15 protein-coding genes are annotated in these 16269 nt (G+C 74.0%); 10 read left to right on the top strand and 5 right to left on the bottom strand.

Annotation, left to right across the window (positions count from 1 at the left end; translation table 11 throughout):
* The first annotated feature begins 12 nt into the window (after positions 1-12).
* The 4 genes from K7472_RS26505 (at position 13) to K7472_RS26490 (ending at position 3804) form a co-directional block, all read left to right on the top strand.
* Positions 13-567, top strand: coding sequence for a ParH-like protein (locus tag K7472_RS26505; protein WP_308014097.1), 555 nt, complete (start codon positions 13-15; stop codon positions 565-567).
* Positions 560-1813 carry an MAB_1171c family putative transporter gene (locus K7472_RS26500; RefSeq protein ID WP_222981082.1) on the top strand — a complete coding sequence of 418 codons (1254 nt, stop codon included), beginning with the start codon at positions 560-562 and terminating at the stop codon, positions 1811-1813. Before K7472_RS26505 ends, K7472_RS26500 begins: the two co-directional genes overlap by 8 nt.
* 193 nt (positions 1814-2006) lie before the next feature.
* Positions 2007-2186, top strand: a complete 180-nt coding sequence (locus K7472_RS26495) for a hypothetical protein (protein ID WP_372458080.1) — start codon at positions 2007-2009, stop codon at positions 2184-2186.
* Between the two features lie 442 nt (positions 2187-2628).
* Positions 2629-3804, top strand: a complete 1176-nt coding sequence (locus K7472_RS26490) for an acyl-CoA dehydrogenase family protein (protein ID WP_222981080.1) — start codon at positions 2629-2631, stop codon at positions 3802-3804.
* Positions 3805-3973: 169 nt separating this feature from the next.
* Here K7472_RS26490 and K7472_RS26485 read toward each other — a convergent pair whose 3' ends face one another.
* Entirely contained in the window at positions 3974-4456 is a 483-nt protein-coding gene (locus K7472_RS26485; RefSeq protein WP_222981079.1) for a hypothetical protein, read from the bottom strand.
* A gap of 218 nt (positions 4457-4674) precedes the next feature.
* Here K7472_RS26485 and K7472_RS26480 point away from each other — a divergent pair, with 218 nt between their 5' ends.
* The 5 genes from K7472_RS26480 (at position 4675) to fxsA (ending at position 10579) form a co-directional block, all read left to right on the top strand.
* The gene (locus tag K7472_RS26480; RefSeq protein WP_109454256.1) at positions 4675-5115 is read left to right on the top strand and encodes an Lrp/AsnC family transcriptional regulator; all 441 of its coding nucleotides are present in this window, start codon (positions 4675-4677) and stop codon (positions 5113-5115) included.
* A gap of 88 nt (positions 5116-5203) precedes the next feature.
* Positions 5204-6823 (top strand): amidohydrolase, encoded by a 1620-nt coding sequence (locus K7472_RS26475; RefSeq protein ID WP_222981078.1) that lies wholly within the window; start codon positions 5204-5206, stop codon positions 6821-6823.
* A gap of 697 nt (positions 6824-7520) precedes the next feature.
* Positions 7521-9194 (top strand): apolipoprotein N-acyltransferase, encoded by a 1674-nt coding sequence (gene lnt / locus K7472_RS26470; protein ID WP_372458074.1) that lies wholly within the window; start codon positions 7521-7523, stop codon positions 9192-9194.
* Positions 9191-9985, top strand: coding sequence for a polyprenol monophosphomannose synthase (locus K7472_RS26465; RefSeq protein ID WP_222981077.1), 795 nt, complete (start codon positions 9191-9193; stop codon positions 9983-9985). The genes lnt and K7472_RS26465 overlap by 4 nt, the downstream gene beginning before the upstream one ends.
* A gap of 3 nt (positions 9986-9988) precedes the next feature.
* On the top strand, positions 9989-10579 hold the full coding sequence (gene fxsA / locus K7472_RS26460) for an FxsA family membrane protein (protein WP_222981076.1): 591 nt from the start codon (positions 9989-9991) through the stop codon (positions 10577-10579).
* 405 nt (positions 10580-10984) lie between these two features.
* Here fxsA and K7472_RS26455 read toward each other — a convergent pair whose 3' ends face one another.
* From K7472_RS26455 to yczE, 4 genes are all read right to left on the bottom strand, one after another.
* Entirely contained in the window at positions 10985-11359 is a 375-nt protein-coding gene (locus K7472_RS26455) for an RNA polymerase-binding protein RbpA (RefSeq protein ID WP_109454260.1), read from the bottom strand.
* A 282-nt stretch (positions 11360-11641) separates the two neighbouring features.
* Positions 11642-13015: an MFS transporter gene (locus K7472_RS26450; RefSeq protein WP_222981104.1), complete on the bottom strand. Its 1374-nt coding sequence runs from the start codon at positions 13013-13015 to the stop codon at positions 11642-11644.
* Positions 13016-13110: 95 nt separating this feature from the next.
* Complete coding sequence (locus K7472_RS26445) at positions 13111-13896, bottom strand: glycerophosphodiester phosphodiesterase family protein (protein WP_222981075.1); 786 nt, start codon at positions 13894-13896, stop codon at positions 13111-13113.
* Positions 13897-13919: 23 nt separating this feature from the next.
* On the bottom strand, positions 13920-14525 hold the full coding sequence (gene yczE, locus K7472_RS26440) for a membrane protein YczE (RefSeq protein ID WP_222981103.1): 606 nt from the start codon (positions 14523-14525) through the stop codon (positions 13920-13922).
* 231 nt (positions 14526-14756) lie between these two features.
* Here yczE and yczR point away from each other — a divergent pair, with 231 nt between their 5' ends.
* Positions 14757-16262: a MocR-like transcription factor YczR gene (yczR, locus tag K7472_RS26435; RefSeq protein ID WP_222981074.1), complete on the top strand. Its 1506-nt coding sequence runs from the start codon at positions 14757-14759 to the stop codon at positions 16260-16262.
* Positions 16263-16269: the final 7 nt, after the last annotated feature.

Below are 16269 nucleotides of genomic sequence, written 5' to 3'. Positions count from 1 at the left end.
GAGGTACGGCGGGTGAGTACGGGTGGGCGCCTGCGCGCGCTGCGGGAGAGACGCCGACTGAAGCTGCGGTGCCGGCAGACCGTGGACGCGCTCGAACTGCCCCGCCCGTTCGACGCGTTCGCCTTCATCGCCTCGCTGGCCCGGACCCGGGGCAGGCCGATCGAACTCATACCGGTGACCGACCGCCCGCACACACCGTGCGGACTGCTGGTCACCACCGACCGTGCCGACTGCATTCTCTACGCGGCGGACACCACCCCCCTGCACCAGCAGCACATCCTGCTGCACGAGGCGGCCCACATCATCTGCGGCCATTACGACACCGCCCCCTCAGCCACCTCGGCCGCGCACGTGCTGATGCCCAACCTGCCCCCGGCGCTGGTCCAGCGCGTGCTGGGACGCACGGTCTACACCGAACCGCAGGAACGCGAGGCCGAACTCGTCGCGTCGCTGATCCGGTGCCGGGCCGCCCGCGACGACGGACTGCGGCCACCGGCCCTCGTTCCGCGCAACCGGGTCGAGTCGCTGCTCAGCCCGCCGGACGGCCGTGGTCCACGCCGTGGTTGAGCTGATCGCGTACGTGGCGGCGGCCGTGCTCGCCGGATTCGGCGGCTACCGTGTCCTGCTCGCACGCGGCTCCGGCGCGGACCCCGCGCAGCGCTACGTCTGCGGCTTCGCGCTCTGCCTCGGTGTGTCCTTCGTCCTGCTGACCCCGGCGACGCTCGCCTGGCTGGACGCCGTACTGCCGGGCGTCGTGGTCGAGTTGGCGGGTGACTCGGTGAAGACGGCGGGCCTGAGCTTCCTCGCCCTGCTGGCGCTCTCGCTGACGAACGAGACCCCTTACGCGCCCGGGGGCGTCGCCGCCGGCCCCGGGCCCGACCCCGTACGGCCGGACCTGCGGCACCACGTGCTGGTCGCGATCGCCGTCCAACTGGTCTCCGCAGTCCTGCTGTTGGGTGCCGAGCCCAGCATGCGCGGCGGCTCCATGGCGGTCCACGGGCCGGCCGCGCGGATCCTGCTCTCGTCCTACGACGCGTTGTTCACCTGCTACGCCATCTGGTGCCTGCTGGTGCTGACCCGGGTGATCGTGCCGCACATGCGCCGCGCCGGGCCCGGGCCCCTGCGCTTCGGCCTCGAACTGACCACCGCGGCGATCGTGGTCGGCGCGCTGTGGACCGCGTGGTCCCTGGACGACGTGGCCGACGTGCTGGCCGGCGGCGTGCAGGACGGCGGTGAGGACACGCTCTCCAACGTGCTCGGTGTGATCTGCGCCGTGCTGACGGTGTCCGGCGCCACCGTGACGCTGTGGGGAACCCGGCTGGCGACCCCGTTGCGCTGGCTGCGGGCGCACCGGCGGCACCGCGCGCTGGAGCCGCTGTGGTCCGCGCTGCACGCCGAACTTCCCGAGATCGCGCTGGCCCCGGGGCGGCCGTCACGCCGACTGCCGCCCTGGCGTGCCGAGTTCGCGCTCTACCGCCGCATCATCGAGATCCACGACGCGGCCCTGGCGTTGCGCCCCTACCACGATCCGCACGTGGCCTCCTGGATCGCCGACCGGGACCCGGCCGGTCCCGGCGGGGCCGTGGTGGAGGCGGCCGTCCTCGCCGCGGCCCTGGAGAACCGCAGGCACGGCCGCCGCCACGTGGACGACCCGGACGCCGGGCACCCCGCCCCGACGCTCCCGGGCACCATCGACGCCGAGGCGCTGTGGCTGGTGCAGGTGGCCGAGGCGTTCCGCGCCTCACCGGTGACCGCGTACGTCCGCGGGCAGGCGGCGCGCACGGCGCTCACCGGCGCGGCGCGCGAGGACTGACCGGGCGCACGGCACGCCCTGCCCTTGTGGCGGCGCGCGCCGACGCGCCCTGCCGTCGCGGTACTTGGCCCGGGGCTCGCTGTCCGGAAGCTGTGCGGCGAACGGTACGATCAACGGCGCCGATGGCAGGAACATGCTCGATGCATGGAGGCCCCTGCCGAGAACCCGACCGAGGAGCACCACGTTGTCCCGTGTGAAGACCGCGTCCCGTGTGCGGACCGCCGCCGCGGCCGTCACCCTGGCCGCCACCGCCGTGCTGGCCACCGGCTGCGCGAGCCACCACCACACCACGACCGTGGTCCACCACACCGTCGTCCACCACACGGTGACCCACCACGTCGTCACGCACCACGTCGTCACCCACCGTCACTGAGCGCGGGACATGCTGGACGGCCGGGTCGTACGGGAGGACACGAGCGCCCGCCGACCGGCTCGGCACGCTGCCCGATCCGCGCGACGCCCGGCCCGATCCGGTCTACCGGCTGATGGCGTTCGAGCGGATCGCCTGAGCGGCCCGCGCTGACGCGGCGACCGCCGGGCCGGGAGCCGGGTGCGGGGTCGCATTCCGGCTCGCGCTACGGCGTGTGTGGCTCGAATGCGACGGGTGCGACCGCCGCGCCCCCGCCCGCGCCCTCGCGCGGCCTTGCCACCCCGTGACGAACAGCGCCCGATCGGGCATACTCCAACCGCCACAGACCGCTGATCAGCCCAGACCGCGACCCGGCGGGAGATCATCGGCCGAGGGTACATCCATGCGGCGGCGCTGCCCCACCCCTGGCCCGCCGCCGACCCGCCCGACAGGGAGGAGCGCCGCCATGCCCGCCGACGGCCCGCAGCCGGTCGAACGTCACCTGCCCACCGAGGAGGCCCGCGACCTGCTCGGCCTCACCCGCGACATCGCCGCGCGGGAGATCCGGCCACGGACCGCCGAGGAGGAGGACGCGGGGCGCTTCCCGCGCGAGGTCTTCACCACCATCGGCGCGGCCGGTCTGCTGGGCCTGCCGTACCCGGCCGAGTACGGCGGCGGCGAGCAGCCGTACGAGGTCTACCTCCAGGTCCTCGAAGAGCTGGCCGCGATCCGCCTCACCGTGGGCCTCGGCGTCAGCGTCCACACCCTCGCCTGCCACGCGCTCGCCGAGTTCGGCACCAAGGAGCAGCGCGCGGAGCACCTCGACGCCATGCTGGGCGGCGAACTCCTGGGCGCCTACTGCCTGTCCGAGCCCAGCGCGGGCTCCGACGCCGCCAGCCTGCGCACCCGCGCCACGCGCGACGGCGACCACTGGGTGATCGAGGGCACCAAGGCGTGGATCACCCACGGCGGCGTGGCCGACTTCTACACGGTGCTGGCCCGCACCGGCGCCGACGGACCGCGCGGTATCACGGCGTTCCTGGTCCCCGGCGACGCGGAGGGCCTGAGCGCGGCGGCCCCGGAACGCAAGATGGGCCTGAAGGGCTCGCCCACCGCGCAGGTCCACTTCGACGGCGTACGGGTGCCCGACACCCGGCGGGTCGGCGAGGAGGGCCAGGGCTTCTCCATCGCGCTGTCCGCCCTGGACTCCGGCCGCCTCGGCATCGCCGCCTGCGCGACAGGCGTCGCGCAGGGCGCACTGGACGAGGCGCTGCGATTCCTCGCCGAGCGGCGGCAGTTCGGCCGCCCGCTGGTCGACTTCCAGGGGCTGCGCTTCATGCTCGCCGACATGGCCACCGCGATCGAGGCGGGCCGCGCGCTCTACCTGGCCGCCGCCCGGCTGCGGGACGCCGGGCAGCCGTTCGGCAAGCAGGCGGCGATGGCCAAGCTGCTGTGCACCGACACCGCGATGAAGGTGACCACGGACGCGGTCCAGCTGATGGGCGGCTACGGCTACACCGCCGACTTCCCCGCCGAGCGCTACATGCGGGAGGCCAAGGTGCTCCAGATCGTGGAGGGCACCAACCAGATCCAGCGCATGGTGATCGCCCGGCACATCGCGGGCCCGGAGAGCCGGGACTAGCCCGTACGGAAAGGGGGCCGTACCGCCAGGCGGTACGGCCCCCTTTCCGTATCCGACGTGCCGCCGTCCGTCATCAGAAGTGACGGGAGATCAATTACCTTGATGGTGACGAGAGTTGACGGGTCGTCCGATCAAGGCGATGAATCGGCCGATTTCCACTGCCGGCCCGTCAGGCGTGCGGCGCGCGCATCTCGGGGAGGCGCATCGGGCGCGATCCCGGGCCGCCCGCGTGCGAGAACGGCTGGGTGCGCCAGTCGAGTCCGGCGGGCAGGGTGAGCAGGGCGGCGACGTCCCCCTCGGCCCCCTCCTCGTCCTCCTCGACCGGCCGGGCGTCCGCGACCGAACGGCCGGAACCGGCGCACACGGTGAGACCGAACGGGTTCCACGGCGACGGGCACTGCGCGTGCTCCGGGAGCGTCTCCTCGTCCGCGAGCAGCGCTATCGGCCGGGCGCAGTCCGGGCAGTGCACCCGGAAGATGCCGAAGGCCTCCTCGTCGAGGTCGTCCAACTCCCCAACGGCCTGCGGCGTGTTGAGCTGCTCGCCGGTGGTGTCGGTGTCGTCCTCGACGGCCTGCGGAACGGCCTGGCCGGGCTCGTCTTCGAGCGCGGACCGCGTGCGGTCACCGCGGCCTTGCCGCTTCAATGCGCGCATGGTGGTTCTCCCCCTGTGACGGGCGCCCCTTGGCGGGCGGGTCGGGCCGGACGCGACGTCCACGGCCCGAGCAGAGCATTTCCCGCCACGCCCAACCGATAATCTCCCCGGCATCATCCTGCCGGAGCACGGCCTGTGGCATTCGTCACACGAGGGGGCGCACGGGGCGCGCGGCTCCACGCGCCCCCTGGTCCCCGCGAGGCGATAGGTTGGGCGGCGTGGAGGAGCTGGACCGGCGGATCGTGGAGCTGCTCGTCGCCGATGGGCGGATGAGCTACACCGACCTGGGCAAGGCCACCGGCCTGTCCACCTCGGCGGTGCACCAGCGGGTGCGCAGGCTGGAGCAGCGCGGGGTGATCCGCGGCTACGCGGCGATCGTCGACCCCGAGGCGGTCGGCCTGTCCCTGACCGCGTTCATCTCGGTCGCGCCCTTCGACCCGAGCGCCCCCGACGACATCGCGGACCGGCTCGCCGACGTCCCCGAGATCGAGGCCTGCCACAGCGTGGCGGGGGAGGAGAACTACATCCTCAAGGTCCGCGTGGCCACCCCGGGCGCGCTGGAACACCTGCTGGCCCGCATCCGCAGCCTCGCCGGCGTCTCCACCCGCACCACCGTGGTCCTCTCCACGCCCTACGAGGCCCGCCCCCCGCACCTGTAACCCCGTCGCGCCGCCCTCCGCCCGAGCCGCGCCGCCGTCGATCAACCCGGGTGCGGCCACGCGGCGGACAGGCGCCAGACTGGTGCGCATGAACGACGAGCGCCCCCCGGGCACCGTGCTGCTGCGCAACGGCAGCGTGTACAGCCCCGCCGACCCCTTCGCCACCGCCATGGTCACCGACGGCGCCACCGTCGCGTGGATCGGCTCCGAGGGCGCGGCGGACGGCTTCGCCGACTCCGTGGACGAGGTCGTGGACCTGGACGGTGCCCTGGTCACCCCGGCGTTCACCGACGCCCACGTGCACACCACCTCCACCGGCCTCGCGCTCACCGGGCTCGACCTGGGCACCGCCACCGGCCTGGCCGACGCCCTCGCCCGGGTCGCCGCGCACGCCGCCGCCCGCCCCGACGACCAGGTGCTGCTGGGACACGGCTGGGACGAGACCCGCTGGCCCGAGCGCCGTCCGCCGTCCCGCGCCGAACTCGACGCCGCCTGCGCCGGCCGTCCTCTCTACCTCAGCCGCACCGACGTCCACTCGGCGCTGGCCAGCACCGCGCTGGCGCACGTGGCCCGCAGGCTGGACGGCTACCACGACGACGCCCCGCTGACCCGCGACGCCCACCACGCCGTGCGCCGTGCCGCCCTGGCGGCCGTCAGCCCCGCCCAGCGCGCCGACGCCCAGCGCGCCGCGCTGCGGCACGCCGCCTCCCAGGGCATCGCCACCCTGCACGAGTGCGCCGGCCCCGACATCTCCTCGCAGGACGACCTCACCGGCCTGCTCGCGCTGGCCGCCGCCGAGCCGGGACCCCGGGTCTTCGGCTACTGGGCGCAGGCCGTGAGCCGCCCCGCCGACCTGGACGCGATCCGCGACCTCGGCGCGCTCGGCGCCGCCGGGGACCTGTTCGTCGACGGCTCCCTCGGCTCCCACACCGCCTGCCTGAGCGGCCCGTACGCGGACGCCGACCACACCGGCACCGCGTACCTGACGGCCGAGCGCATCGCCGACCACGTGACGGTGTGCACCGAAGGCGGTGTCCAGGCCGGGTTCCACGCCATCGGGGACGCCGCGGTCGCCGCCGTGCTCGACGGGGTGCGCCGGGCCGCCGCCCGCGTCGGCGTCGAGCGCGTACGCGCCGCCCGGCACCGGGTCGAGCACGCCGAGATGCTGGACGCCGCCGCCATCGCGGGCTTCGCCGAACTCGGCCTGGTCGCCTCCGTCCAGCCCGCCTTCGACGCGGCGTGGGGCGGCGACGCGGGCATGTACGCGGACCGCCTCGGCGCCGACCGCGCCCGCGGCCTCAACCCGTACGCCGCCCTGCTCAAGGCGGGCGTGCCGCTGGCCCTCGGCTCCGACAGCCCGGTCACCCCGCTGGACCCCTGGGGCACGGTGCGCGCCGCCGCGTTCCACCGCACCCCGGAGCACCGGATCTCGGTGCGCGCCGCCTTCACCGCCCACACCCGCGGCGGCTGGCGGGCGATCCGGCGCGACGACGCGGGGACCCTGGTGCCCGGCGCGCCGGCCGACTACGCCGTCTGGGGGACCGGCGACCTCGTCGTCCAGGTGCCCGACGAGCGCGTCGCCAACTGGTCGACCGACCCCCGCTCCGGCACCCCCGGACTGCCCGACCTCACCCCCGGCGAGCCCCTCCCGCGGGCCCTGCGCACCGTCGTGGCGGGCCGTGTCGTGCACGAGCGGCCGAACGAGTGACCCGCGGCGGCACGCGTACCGCCGAACGATGATCCCTCGGCCTGTCGCGCCCGCCCGACAGGCCCCGCACTGACCTGCTGATTTGTCGAATTGCCGCAGGTCACACGGGTGTTGACAGGCTGCGGTCGCGGGCGAGTAGGTTCGGCGGAGTCCACCACAGGACGTCCGACCCGGGATCCCTCGTGCTTCCCGGCGACCGCAGGCAGCTGGGCCATGGGGTGGCGCGCCGCACGTGCGCACCACCACTGGGAGCCAGGTCCAGGGCTCGCGGTACGCCGAGCACGACCCGCCAGGGCCCCTTCCCCGCCCGGCGGGTCAGGGGGGATGCCGCCCGGGCGGCGGGTGCGACCCGGGTGGGGCCCGGACGTTCAGTAGACAACGGCTCTCGGTCGATCCGCAGCCAGCGGGTTCCAGGTCGGCCCGAAGGGCGTTCCGGGCCCCCATCCGCAGTCCACCGCACCGCACGCGCCGTGTGCGCCGACGCGGCCCCGTCCCGGCGGGACGCCCCCGAGAGGGGACCGTTGGGGAAAGACCGGGCAAAGCGACCCGTGGCCAACCCTTTGCGCCCCCGTACGCCGTCCTGGCACCGTGGCGTTGTACCGTCACTGGACCACGGGTGGCTCAGCCGCCCGGCCGTCCGCGCCGCGACCGTCCCCCAGGTGTCCGCGGCGGCAGAAGCAGAAGAGGTAAGACCCGCGTGTCTCCGCGTCCCGACACCGCCACCGCGTCGCCACCCGGCGGTACGGGCCGAGAACCCGAGGGCGCGCAGGGTGGCCAGGCCGAAGCCGCCGGGCCGCGCGGGCCCGGCCGGGTGCGCCGGATGGCCGCCGCTCTGCGTGCCGACTGGCGTCGCAGCGTGCTGGCCGCCCTCAGCGGTCTGGCGCTGGCCGCGGCCTTCCCGCCGTACGGCTACTGGCAGCTGTCCGTCGTCGCGGTGACCGCGCTCGCCCTGCTCACCAAGGGCAGACGGCCGAAGCAGGCCGCCTGGACCGGCTTCGTCTTCGCGGTGCCGTTCTTCATCTGGCTGCTGCAGTGGCTGCACGTCGTCGGCTGGGACGCCGTGGTGGGCCTGTCGGTCATCGAGGCGGCCTTCTTCGTCCCGCTCGGCGCGGCGCTCGCCCTGATCTCACGGCTGCCCGGCTGGCCGCTGTGGGGCGCCTGCCTGTGGGTGGCCGAGGAGGCGGCCCGCGACCGGTTGCCGTTCGGCGGCTTCCCGTGGGGGCGGCTGGCGTTCGCCAACGCCGGATCGCCCTTCACCCCGCTCGCGGCGCTCGGCGGGGCACCGCTGGTCACCTTCGGCGTCGCGCTGTGCGGCGGACTGCTGGCCGCGGGCGCCCTGGCCCTGTGGCGACTGCGCGCCGAGGGCCGCACCGTGCGCGCCGTCACCGGCGTGGCGGGCCGGGTCGTGCTGGCCGCCGCCGTGCTGTGCGTCGGGTTCGCGGTGCCGGTGCCCACCAAGGCGGACGGCACCATGCGGGTCGCCGTCGTGCAGGGCAACGTCGCCCGCCCCGGCATGCACTTCCTGGGCCGCCCGATGCAGATCCTCGACAACCACGTCCAGGCCACCCTGCAACTGGCCAAGGACATCCAGGCGGGCCGCGCGCCCAAGCCGGACCTGGTGATCTGGCCGGAGAACTCCTCCGACCTCGACCCGTTCGCCTATCCGCAGGCCTACACGAAGATCACCCAGGCGGTACGGGCGGTCGGCGTGCCGGTGCTGGTCGGCGCGCTGGTCGACGGCCCCGACACCCAGCACGTGCAGAACGAGGGCATCCTGTGGGACCCGCTGAGCGGCCCGGGCGCGGAGTACACCAAGCAGCACCCCGTGCCGTTCGGCGAGTACGTGCCGTTCCGCAAGGAGCTCACCAAGGTCATCAGCCGCCTCAACGAGATCCCCAAGGACTTCTACCCCGGCAAGCACACCGGTGTGATGCAGATGGGCCCGGCGAAGCTCGGTGACGTCATCTGCTTCGAGGTCGCCTACGACGGCATCGTCCGCGACACCGTGGACGCCGGCGCCCGCGCCATCGTCGTGCAGACCAACAACGCCACCTACGGGCGCAGCGGCCAGCCGGAGCAGCAGCTCGCCATGTACCGGCTGCGCGCCGTCGAGCACGGCCGCGCGGTCGTCGCGGCGGCCACCAGCGGCATCAGCGCCCTCGTCGCCCCGAACGGCAAGGTCGAGGCGCACACGAAGGAATTCACCCGCGCGGTCCTCGACGTCAACCTCCCGTTGCGCGACCAGACCACCGTGGCGGACCGGATCGGCGAGGTACCGGAGTGGACACTCGCTATCGTGGGCGTCCTGTCCTGCGCCGCCGCGATCCGGCTGAGCCGGCGGGGACGTCCGGAACGTAAGGGGAAGCAGTGAACGACGGCGGAAAGGCCACCCTCGGCGACACCAGGGGCAGGCAGTTCGGTCCGCTCGGCGAGGTCCTGGTCATCATCCCGACCTACAACGAAGCCGAGAACGTCCAGCCGATCGTGGGCCGGGTGCGGGCCGCGGTGCCCGAGGCACACGTGCTGGTCGCCGACGACAACAGCCCGGACGGCACCGGCAAGCTCGCCGACGAACTCGCCGACGCGGACGACCACGTCCACGTGCTGCACCGCAAGGGCAAGGAGGGGCTCGGCGCCGCGTACCTGGCGGGCTTCCGCTGGGGCATCGACCACGGCTACGGGGTGCTGGTCGAGATGGACGCCGACGGCTCCCACCAGCCGGAGGAACTGCCCCGGCTGCTGACCGCCCTCAAGGGGGCCGACCTGGTGCTCGGGTCGCGCTGGATCCCCGGCGGGCGGGTCGTCAACTGGCCCAAGTCGCGCGAGGTCCTCTCCCGCGGCGGCAGCACCTACTCGCGGCTCATGCTCGGCGTCCCGATCCGCGACGTCACCGGCGGCTACCGGGCCTTCCGCAAGGAGACCTTGGAGGGCCTGGGCATGGACGAGGTGGCCTCGGCGGGCTACTGCTTCCAGGTCGACCTGGCCTGGCGCGCCGTTAAAAAGGGCTTCCACGTGGTGGAGGTGCCGATCACCTTCGTCGAGCGCGAACGCGGCGACTCCAAGATGAGCCGCAACATCGTCGTCGAGGCGCTGTGGCGGGTCACCACCTGGGGCGTCGGCGACCGCGTCACCCGGTTGCGCGGCGGAGCCAGGCACAATTGAGGCATGACCTCCGGCACGCCTGATCCCCGCACCCGCCAGCGGCGGCCCCAGGGCCGCTCCCGCGTCCGCACCGCCGTCCTGCTGACGGCGGCGGTGTGGGCGGTGCTGGAGATCTGGCTGCTGATCGTGGTGGCCCACGCCATCGGGGGCGGCACCGTGCTGCTGCTCCTGCTGGCGGGCCTGGTGCTCGGCGGCATCGCGGTCAAGCGGGCCGGCCGCCGGGCCTGGCAGAGCCTGACCGCCTCCGCCCGGTCCGGGGAGGCGGTACCCGGTTCGCACGCGGGCGGCGCGGGCCTGGCGATGCTGGGCGGACTGCTGCTGATGGTCCCCGGCTTCGTCTCCGACGCGGTCGGGCTGCTGTACCTCTTCCCGCCGACCCGCAAGCTGCTGGCCGCCGGGGCGGGCGCGCTGACCCGCAGGCTCGGCGCCCGCCAGTACCCGCCCGGCTCGTTCGGCGACGCCTTCCAGCAGGCGAGGATGCACATGCCGGACGGCAAGGTGGTCCCGGGCGAGGTGGTCCACGACGACCACCCCTCCGGCGCACAATCCGACGGCGCCCAGGACAGCCCGCCGTGGGGCAGGCTGCCGCGCTAGCGGCGCCCGCAGCGGAGACATGGTGCGACGGACGCGCGCCCGATGGCGGCGCGACAGGGACCCGGCCCCGGAGCAGCGCGGCAAGGACCCTGCCCGCCTCGGCGCTCCCGCGCCCCCCGGCGCTCTGACGACCACCCGCGCCCACACGAACGCAGCTGGCAGCCGTCCGTCCCGCGCGCCGCGGAGCGGCGGCGTCGCCCGCGCCCTCACGACCGGCGGCGGCAGCCGTCCGTCCCGCGCGCAGCGCAGCCGCAGGGCGCCATCCAGCCCCCGACCGCCGCACGAGGCACCCCAAAGAGCCGCGCGCAGCGCGAAACGCACGCACGCGAACGGGCCTGACGCCACGCTCTCGCGTGGTCGCCGGCCCGTTCGCGTCGCTCGCCGCCCTGGGGCGCTTCGCGCTGGTTATGCCGTCTTGCGGTTGTCGCGCGGATGCACCGCGATGTTCATCCCACCGGAGCGCAGGACCGCCAGCCGCTCGGCCAGCACCTCCTCCAGCTCCTCCCGCGTGCGACGCTCCATGAGCATGTCCCAGTGCGTGCGCGCGGGCTTGGTCTTCTTCTCCTCGGGGCCCTCTCCGTCCACCAGAAGAGCCTGAGCACCGCAGGCGCGGCACTCCCACTCCGGCGGAATCTCAGCCTCCATAGAGAACGGCATCTCGAATCGATGGCCGTTCTGGCATGCGTACTCCACCGTCTGGCGCGGGGCCAGATCGATGCCGCGGTCGGTCTCGTAGCTGGTGGCCCCGAGTCGCGTGCCGCGGAGAGCTCGCTCACTCATGAATCGTGCCTCCCGGGCTTGTCGCCCACAGGACAGGTGTCGCTGTCGTCGTCATCCGGTCAACGTCCGGCCGGCGGTGAAGATTCCCGAAATCGGAACATGGGCCCGCCGGAGGCGCTGCGCGCCGCCTGTCTCTTTCGCGCCGCCCCATTTTGTACCCGTCGCCGCCCGTTTTGTCACATCTGACAGGAGATATCACCCGTCGTTTTCGTATCGTCAGCGCGCAGTAACGGTCCATCCGCCTGGCCAACGGCGTACACTACCCGCCCCGAGCCCCAGGACCTAAATCACATCCGGCACCGGGCGACCGGTGGCCGCCACCGCGCGTGCCACCGGCACCCGCGCCAGCAGCACGAAACCGACCGCGAAGAACACCACCAGGGACACGATGGCCACCCGGTAGCTCCCGGTCAGCTGGAACGCGAGCCCGAACATCAGGGGCCCAAGCCAACTCGTGCCCCGGTCGCTCACCTGGTACACCGCGAAGTACTCCGCTTCCTTGCCGACCGGCACCAGGTGCGAGAAGAGCGAACGCGACAGCGCCTGGCTGCCGCCCAGCACCATGCCGATCGCCGCCGCCAGCACGAAGAACCCGATCGGCTGCCCCGCGGGCAGGAAGTATCCGATGCCCACGGTGGCCGTCCAGGCCACCAGTGAGCCCAGCACCGTGCGCTTGGCGCCGAAGCGCCGGGCCAGCCGGCCCAGCAGCAGCGCCCCGGCCACCGCCAGCACCTGCACCAGCAGCACGGCCGCGATCAACGTCGTCTGGCCCAGCTTCAGTTGCTCGGAGCCGTACAGCGAGGCCTGCGAGATCACCGTCTGCACGCCGTCGTTGTAGATCAGGTAGGCGAGCAGGAAGCTCAGCGTCAGCGGATAGCGCCGCAAGTCCCGCACGGTTTCGGCCAGTTGCCGGAAGCCCTGCCCGACCCCCGCGGAATCGGCCGTCCGCGTCACGGGGCGGTCGCGCAGCCCGATCAGCGGCACCAGCGTCCAGATCGCCCACCACACCCCGGCCGAGGCCAGGCACAGCCGCACGGCCGTGGTCTTCGTCAGCCCGAACGCGTCGTGGTCCAGGAAGAGCGCGAGGTTGACGACGAGCATCCCCGCCCCGGCCACGTAGCCGGAGGCCCAGCCGCGCGAGGAGACCGCGTCGCGTTCGTGCGGCTCGGCGATCTGCGGCAGGTAAGCGTTGTAGACGACGATGGACGTGCTGTAGCTGACGTTGGCGACGACCAGCAGCAGGCCGCCCAGCAGATAGCGGTCACCGTGCAGGAAGAACATGCCCGCGGTGGCGGCGGCGCCGATGTAGGCGAACAGTCCCATCACCGGCTTCTTGCGCCCGGTCCGGTCGGCGATCGCGCCCGCCAGCGGCATCACGAACACCGACAGCAGCACGGAGGCGGAGACGGCGTAGGCGAAGTACGCCCCCGCGCGCACCGGGATGCCCAGCGGATGGACGAAGCCGTGCGCGTCGGCCGCGGCGTTGGTGATGTCGGTGAGGTACGGGCCGAGGAAGACCGTCAGCACGCTGGTCGAGAAGACGGTGACGGCGAAGTCGTAGACGTACCACGCGCGCTGCTCGCGCCGCCGCGCCGGATCCGGCGTCGTCGCGTGGACGCCGGTCCCGGCATCCGTGCCGGAGGCGTCGTCGGCCACGGCCGTCACAGCCGTGGTGTCCTTCTCGCGCGAGCCCACGCTGTCCCCTCGTCGGTCCCCGTCGTCCGCGCCGCCCAGGGCGGGCGGGGGCGCGCTCAGACCGGATCCGGCCAGGCCCCTCGCTCGGCCAGCACGGCGCGCAGCGTCTCGATGTGATCGGTCATGATGCCATCGACGCCCAGGTCCAGCAGCGCCGACATCCGGTCGCGATCGTTCACCGTCCACACGTGAACCTGCAAGCCCCTGTGACGCGCGGCACGCAGGAAGCGCCGGTCGACCACCGCCACCGGCCCCGACCGGTCCGGCACCTGCACGCAGACCGCCCGGCCCGGCACCGCCGCCCGCGCCGGATCCGGCACCGACCGCTCGAAGGGGCTGCGCAGCCGCAGCGCCAGCACCTCGCGCACCCCCATCGAGGTCGCCAGCCGGGGCCCGGCCAGCCGCCGCACCGCGTCCAGGCGGGCCTGCGAGAACGAGCCGACGCACACCCGGTCCCAGGCGTCCGCCGCGCGGATCGCCTCCACCAGCGGGGCGATCGCGCCGGGCGCCTTGACGTCGATGTTGAACCGGGCGCCGGGGAACTCCTCCAGCAGGTCGGCGAACAGGGGCACCGGTTCGCGGCCCGCCACCTTCGCCCTGCGCACCTCGCGCCACGGCAGGTCGGCGATCGCGCCCTTGCCGTCGGTCACCCGGTCCAGCGTCGCGTCGTGCAGGGCCACCAGCGTGCCGTCCGACGTGGCATGCACGTCCGTCTCCAGGTAGCGGTAGCCCAGGTCCACCGCGCGGCGGAAGGCGGTCACGGTGTTCTCCAGGCCGTCCGCCGCACCGCCGCGGTGGGCGAAGGCGATCGGGCCCGGATGGTCGAGGTAGGGGTGCGTCACGCAGGCAGTATGACCTGATCGCGTCACGCGTGATCATCCGTGTGGCCGACGTCATGACGCGTCCCGCCCCCGGGCAGCGCGAAGACCCGCAGGAACAGCTGGGCCAGCGGTCCGATCGCCAGGGCGTACGCGAGCGTGCCGACGCCCACCGAGCCGCCGAGCACGAAACCGGCGACCAGGACGGTCACCTCGATGCAGGTGCGCACCAGCCGCAGGGAACGCCCGGTGCGCCGGTGCAGGCCCGTCATCAGGCCGTCGCGGGGCCCGGGGCCGAAGCGCGCGGAGATGTACAGGCCGGTGGCCACTCCGTTGAGCGCGATCGCCGCGGCGAGCAGCGGCACGCGGACCGCGAGGGCGTGCGGGGCGGGCACCAGGTCGAGCGTCGCGGTCATCGACAGGCCGACCACGAAGACGTTGGAGACCGTGCCGAGTCCGGGCCGCTGGCGCATCGGCCACCACAGCAGCAGCACCAGCGCGCCCACGATGATCGACACCGTGCCGATGCCGATCCCGGTGTGCCGGGCGAGGCCCTGGTGCAGCACGTCCCACGGGTCGAGGCCGAGCCCGGCGCGCACCAGCAGCGCGTCGCTCACGCCGTACAGCACCAGGCCCACGTAGAGGTGGACCAGCCGCCGGGCGACGCGCCGCGTGGACGCGCGGTCCGGCGGGCCGACGCGCCGGGGACGGGCCGACGAGTGGACCGGCGGGTGGCTCGGCGTCGGTGCGGTGGACGGGTCGGCTGGAGCGGGTGTAACGGGCAAAACGGGCACCCCCTGGTGAGACCGGCTGATCGCATGCCACTCTGGACGCAGGTCGCGGTCCAATTCCACGGCCAATCCGGGGAAGGTGGACTGGTTCGCATGACTCAGTGGAGTGCCACCGTGGGAGCCGCCCAACTGGCACGGCTGCTCGCGCCGCAGGACGAGGCCGCCGCCCGCGACAACGGCCGACGGGTGCCCGCGTACCGCGGACTCGCCGAGCGGGTACGGCTGTTGGTGCTCGAAGGCCGCGTACCGGTCGCCGCCCGGCTGCCCGCCGAGCGCGAACTCGCCGTCGCGCTGGGCGTCAGCCGGACCACCGTCGCCGCCGCCTACGAAGCGCTGCGCGCCGAGGGCTTCGTCAAGTCCCGCAGGGGAGCGGGCAGTTGGACCGCCGTCCCGGACGGCCGCCCGGTGCCCGCCGGAGGTCTCGAACCGCTGCCGCCGGAGACCGCCGCCTCCGTCATCGACCTGGGCTGCGCCGCGCTGCCCGCGCCCGAGCCGTGGCTGACCCGGGCCATCGAGGGCGCCCTGCCCGAACTGCCCGGCTACGCCGCCACCCACGGCGACTACCCCGCGGGCCTGCCGACGCTGCGCGAGGCGATCGCCGACCACTACACCGCGCGCGGCGTGCCGACGATGCCCGAGCAGATCATGGTGACCACCGGCGCGATGGGCGCGGTCGCCGCCGCCTCCCGGCTGCTGGCCGGACCCGGCGAGCGCATCGCGGTCGAGTCGCCCAGCTATGCCAACGTGCTGCAACTGCTGCGGGAGAACGGCGCGCGCATCGTGCCGGTCGCCATGGCGGACGGTGCCGCCGGATGGGACCTGGCCGCCTGGCGGCGCGTACTGCGCGACGCCGCGCCGCGCATGGCGTACGTCATCCCCGACTTCCACAACCCCACCGGCGTCCTGATCGGCGACGAGCAGCGCCGGGAACTGGTCGAGGCGGCACGCGCCTCCGGCGTGGTGCTGGTCGCCGACGAGACGATGGCGGAACTGGCCATCGACCCGGTGGGCGGCATGCCGCGCCCGCTCGCCTCGTTCGACAAGGGCGGCGGCACCGTGCTGACCGTGGGCTCGGCCAGCAAGACCTTCTGGGCGGGCATGCGGATCGGCTGGGTACGTGCCGCGCCCGAGGTCGTACGGCACATGGTCGCCGCCCGCGCCTACCTCGACCTCGGCTCACCGGTCGTCGAACAGCTCGCGGTGGCCTGGCTGCTGCGTGGCGAGGGCTGGGGGCGCGCCCTGGACCTCCGGCGTGAGCAGGCCAGGGCCAACCGCGACGCGCTGGTGGACGCGCTGCGCCGCCGGGTGCCGGACTGGGAGTTCGAGGTCCCGGCGGGCGGGCTGACGATGTGGGTGCGCACCGGCGACGTCTCCGGTTCGCGGCTGGCGGTCGCGGGGGAGCAGTTCGGGGTGCGGGTGCCCTCCGGGCCGAGGTTCGGCGTGGACGGCGCCTTCGAGGGCTACATCCGGCTGCCGTTCAGCGCCCAGGCGACGGTGGCCGACGAAGCGGTGGCCCGGCTGGAGCGGGCGGCCGAGGCGGTCCGCGCGGGCGGCCCGGCGTTCGGCCTCCAGTCCGCGGCGGCGTCGCTGGTGGCCTGAGCCCCAG

This window comes from Streptantibioticus parmotrematis, from assembly GCF_019890615.1.
GTDB classification, from domain to species: Bacteria; Actinomycetota; Actinomycetes; order Streptomycetales; family Streptomycetaceae; genus Streptantibioticus_D; species Streptantibioticus_D parmotrematis.
The sequence above is the reverse complement of the archived record's forward strand: the minus strand, read 5'-3'. Positions and strand labels throughout refer to the sequence as shown.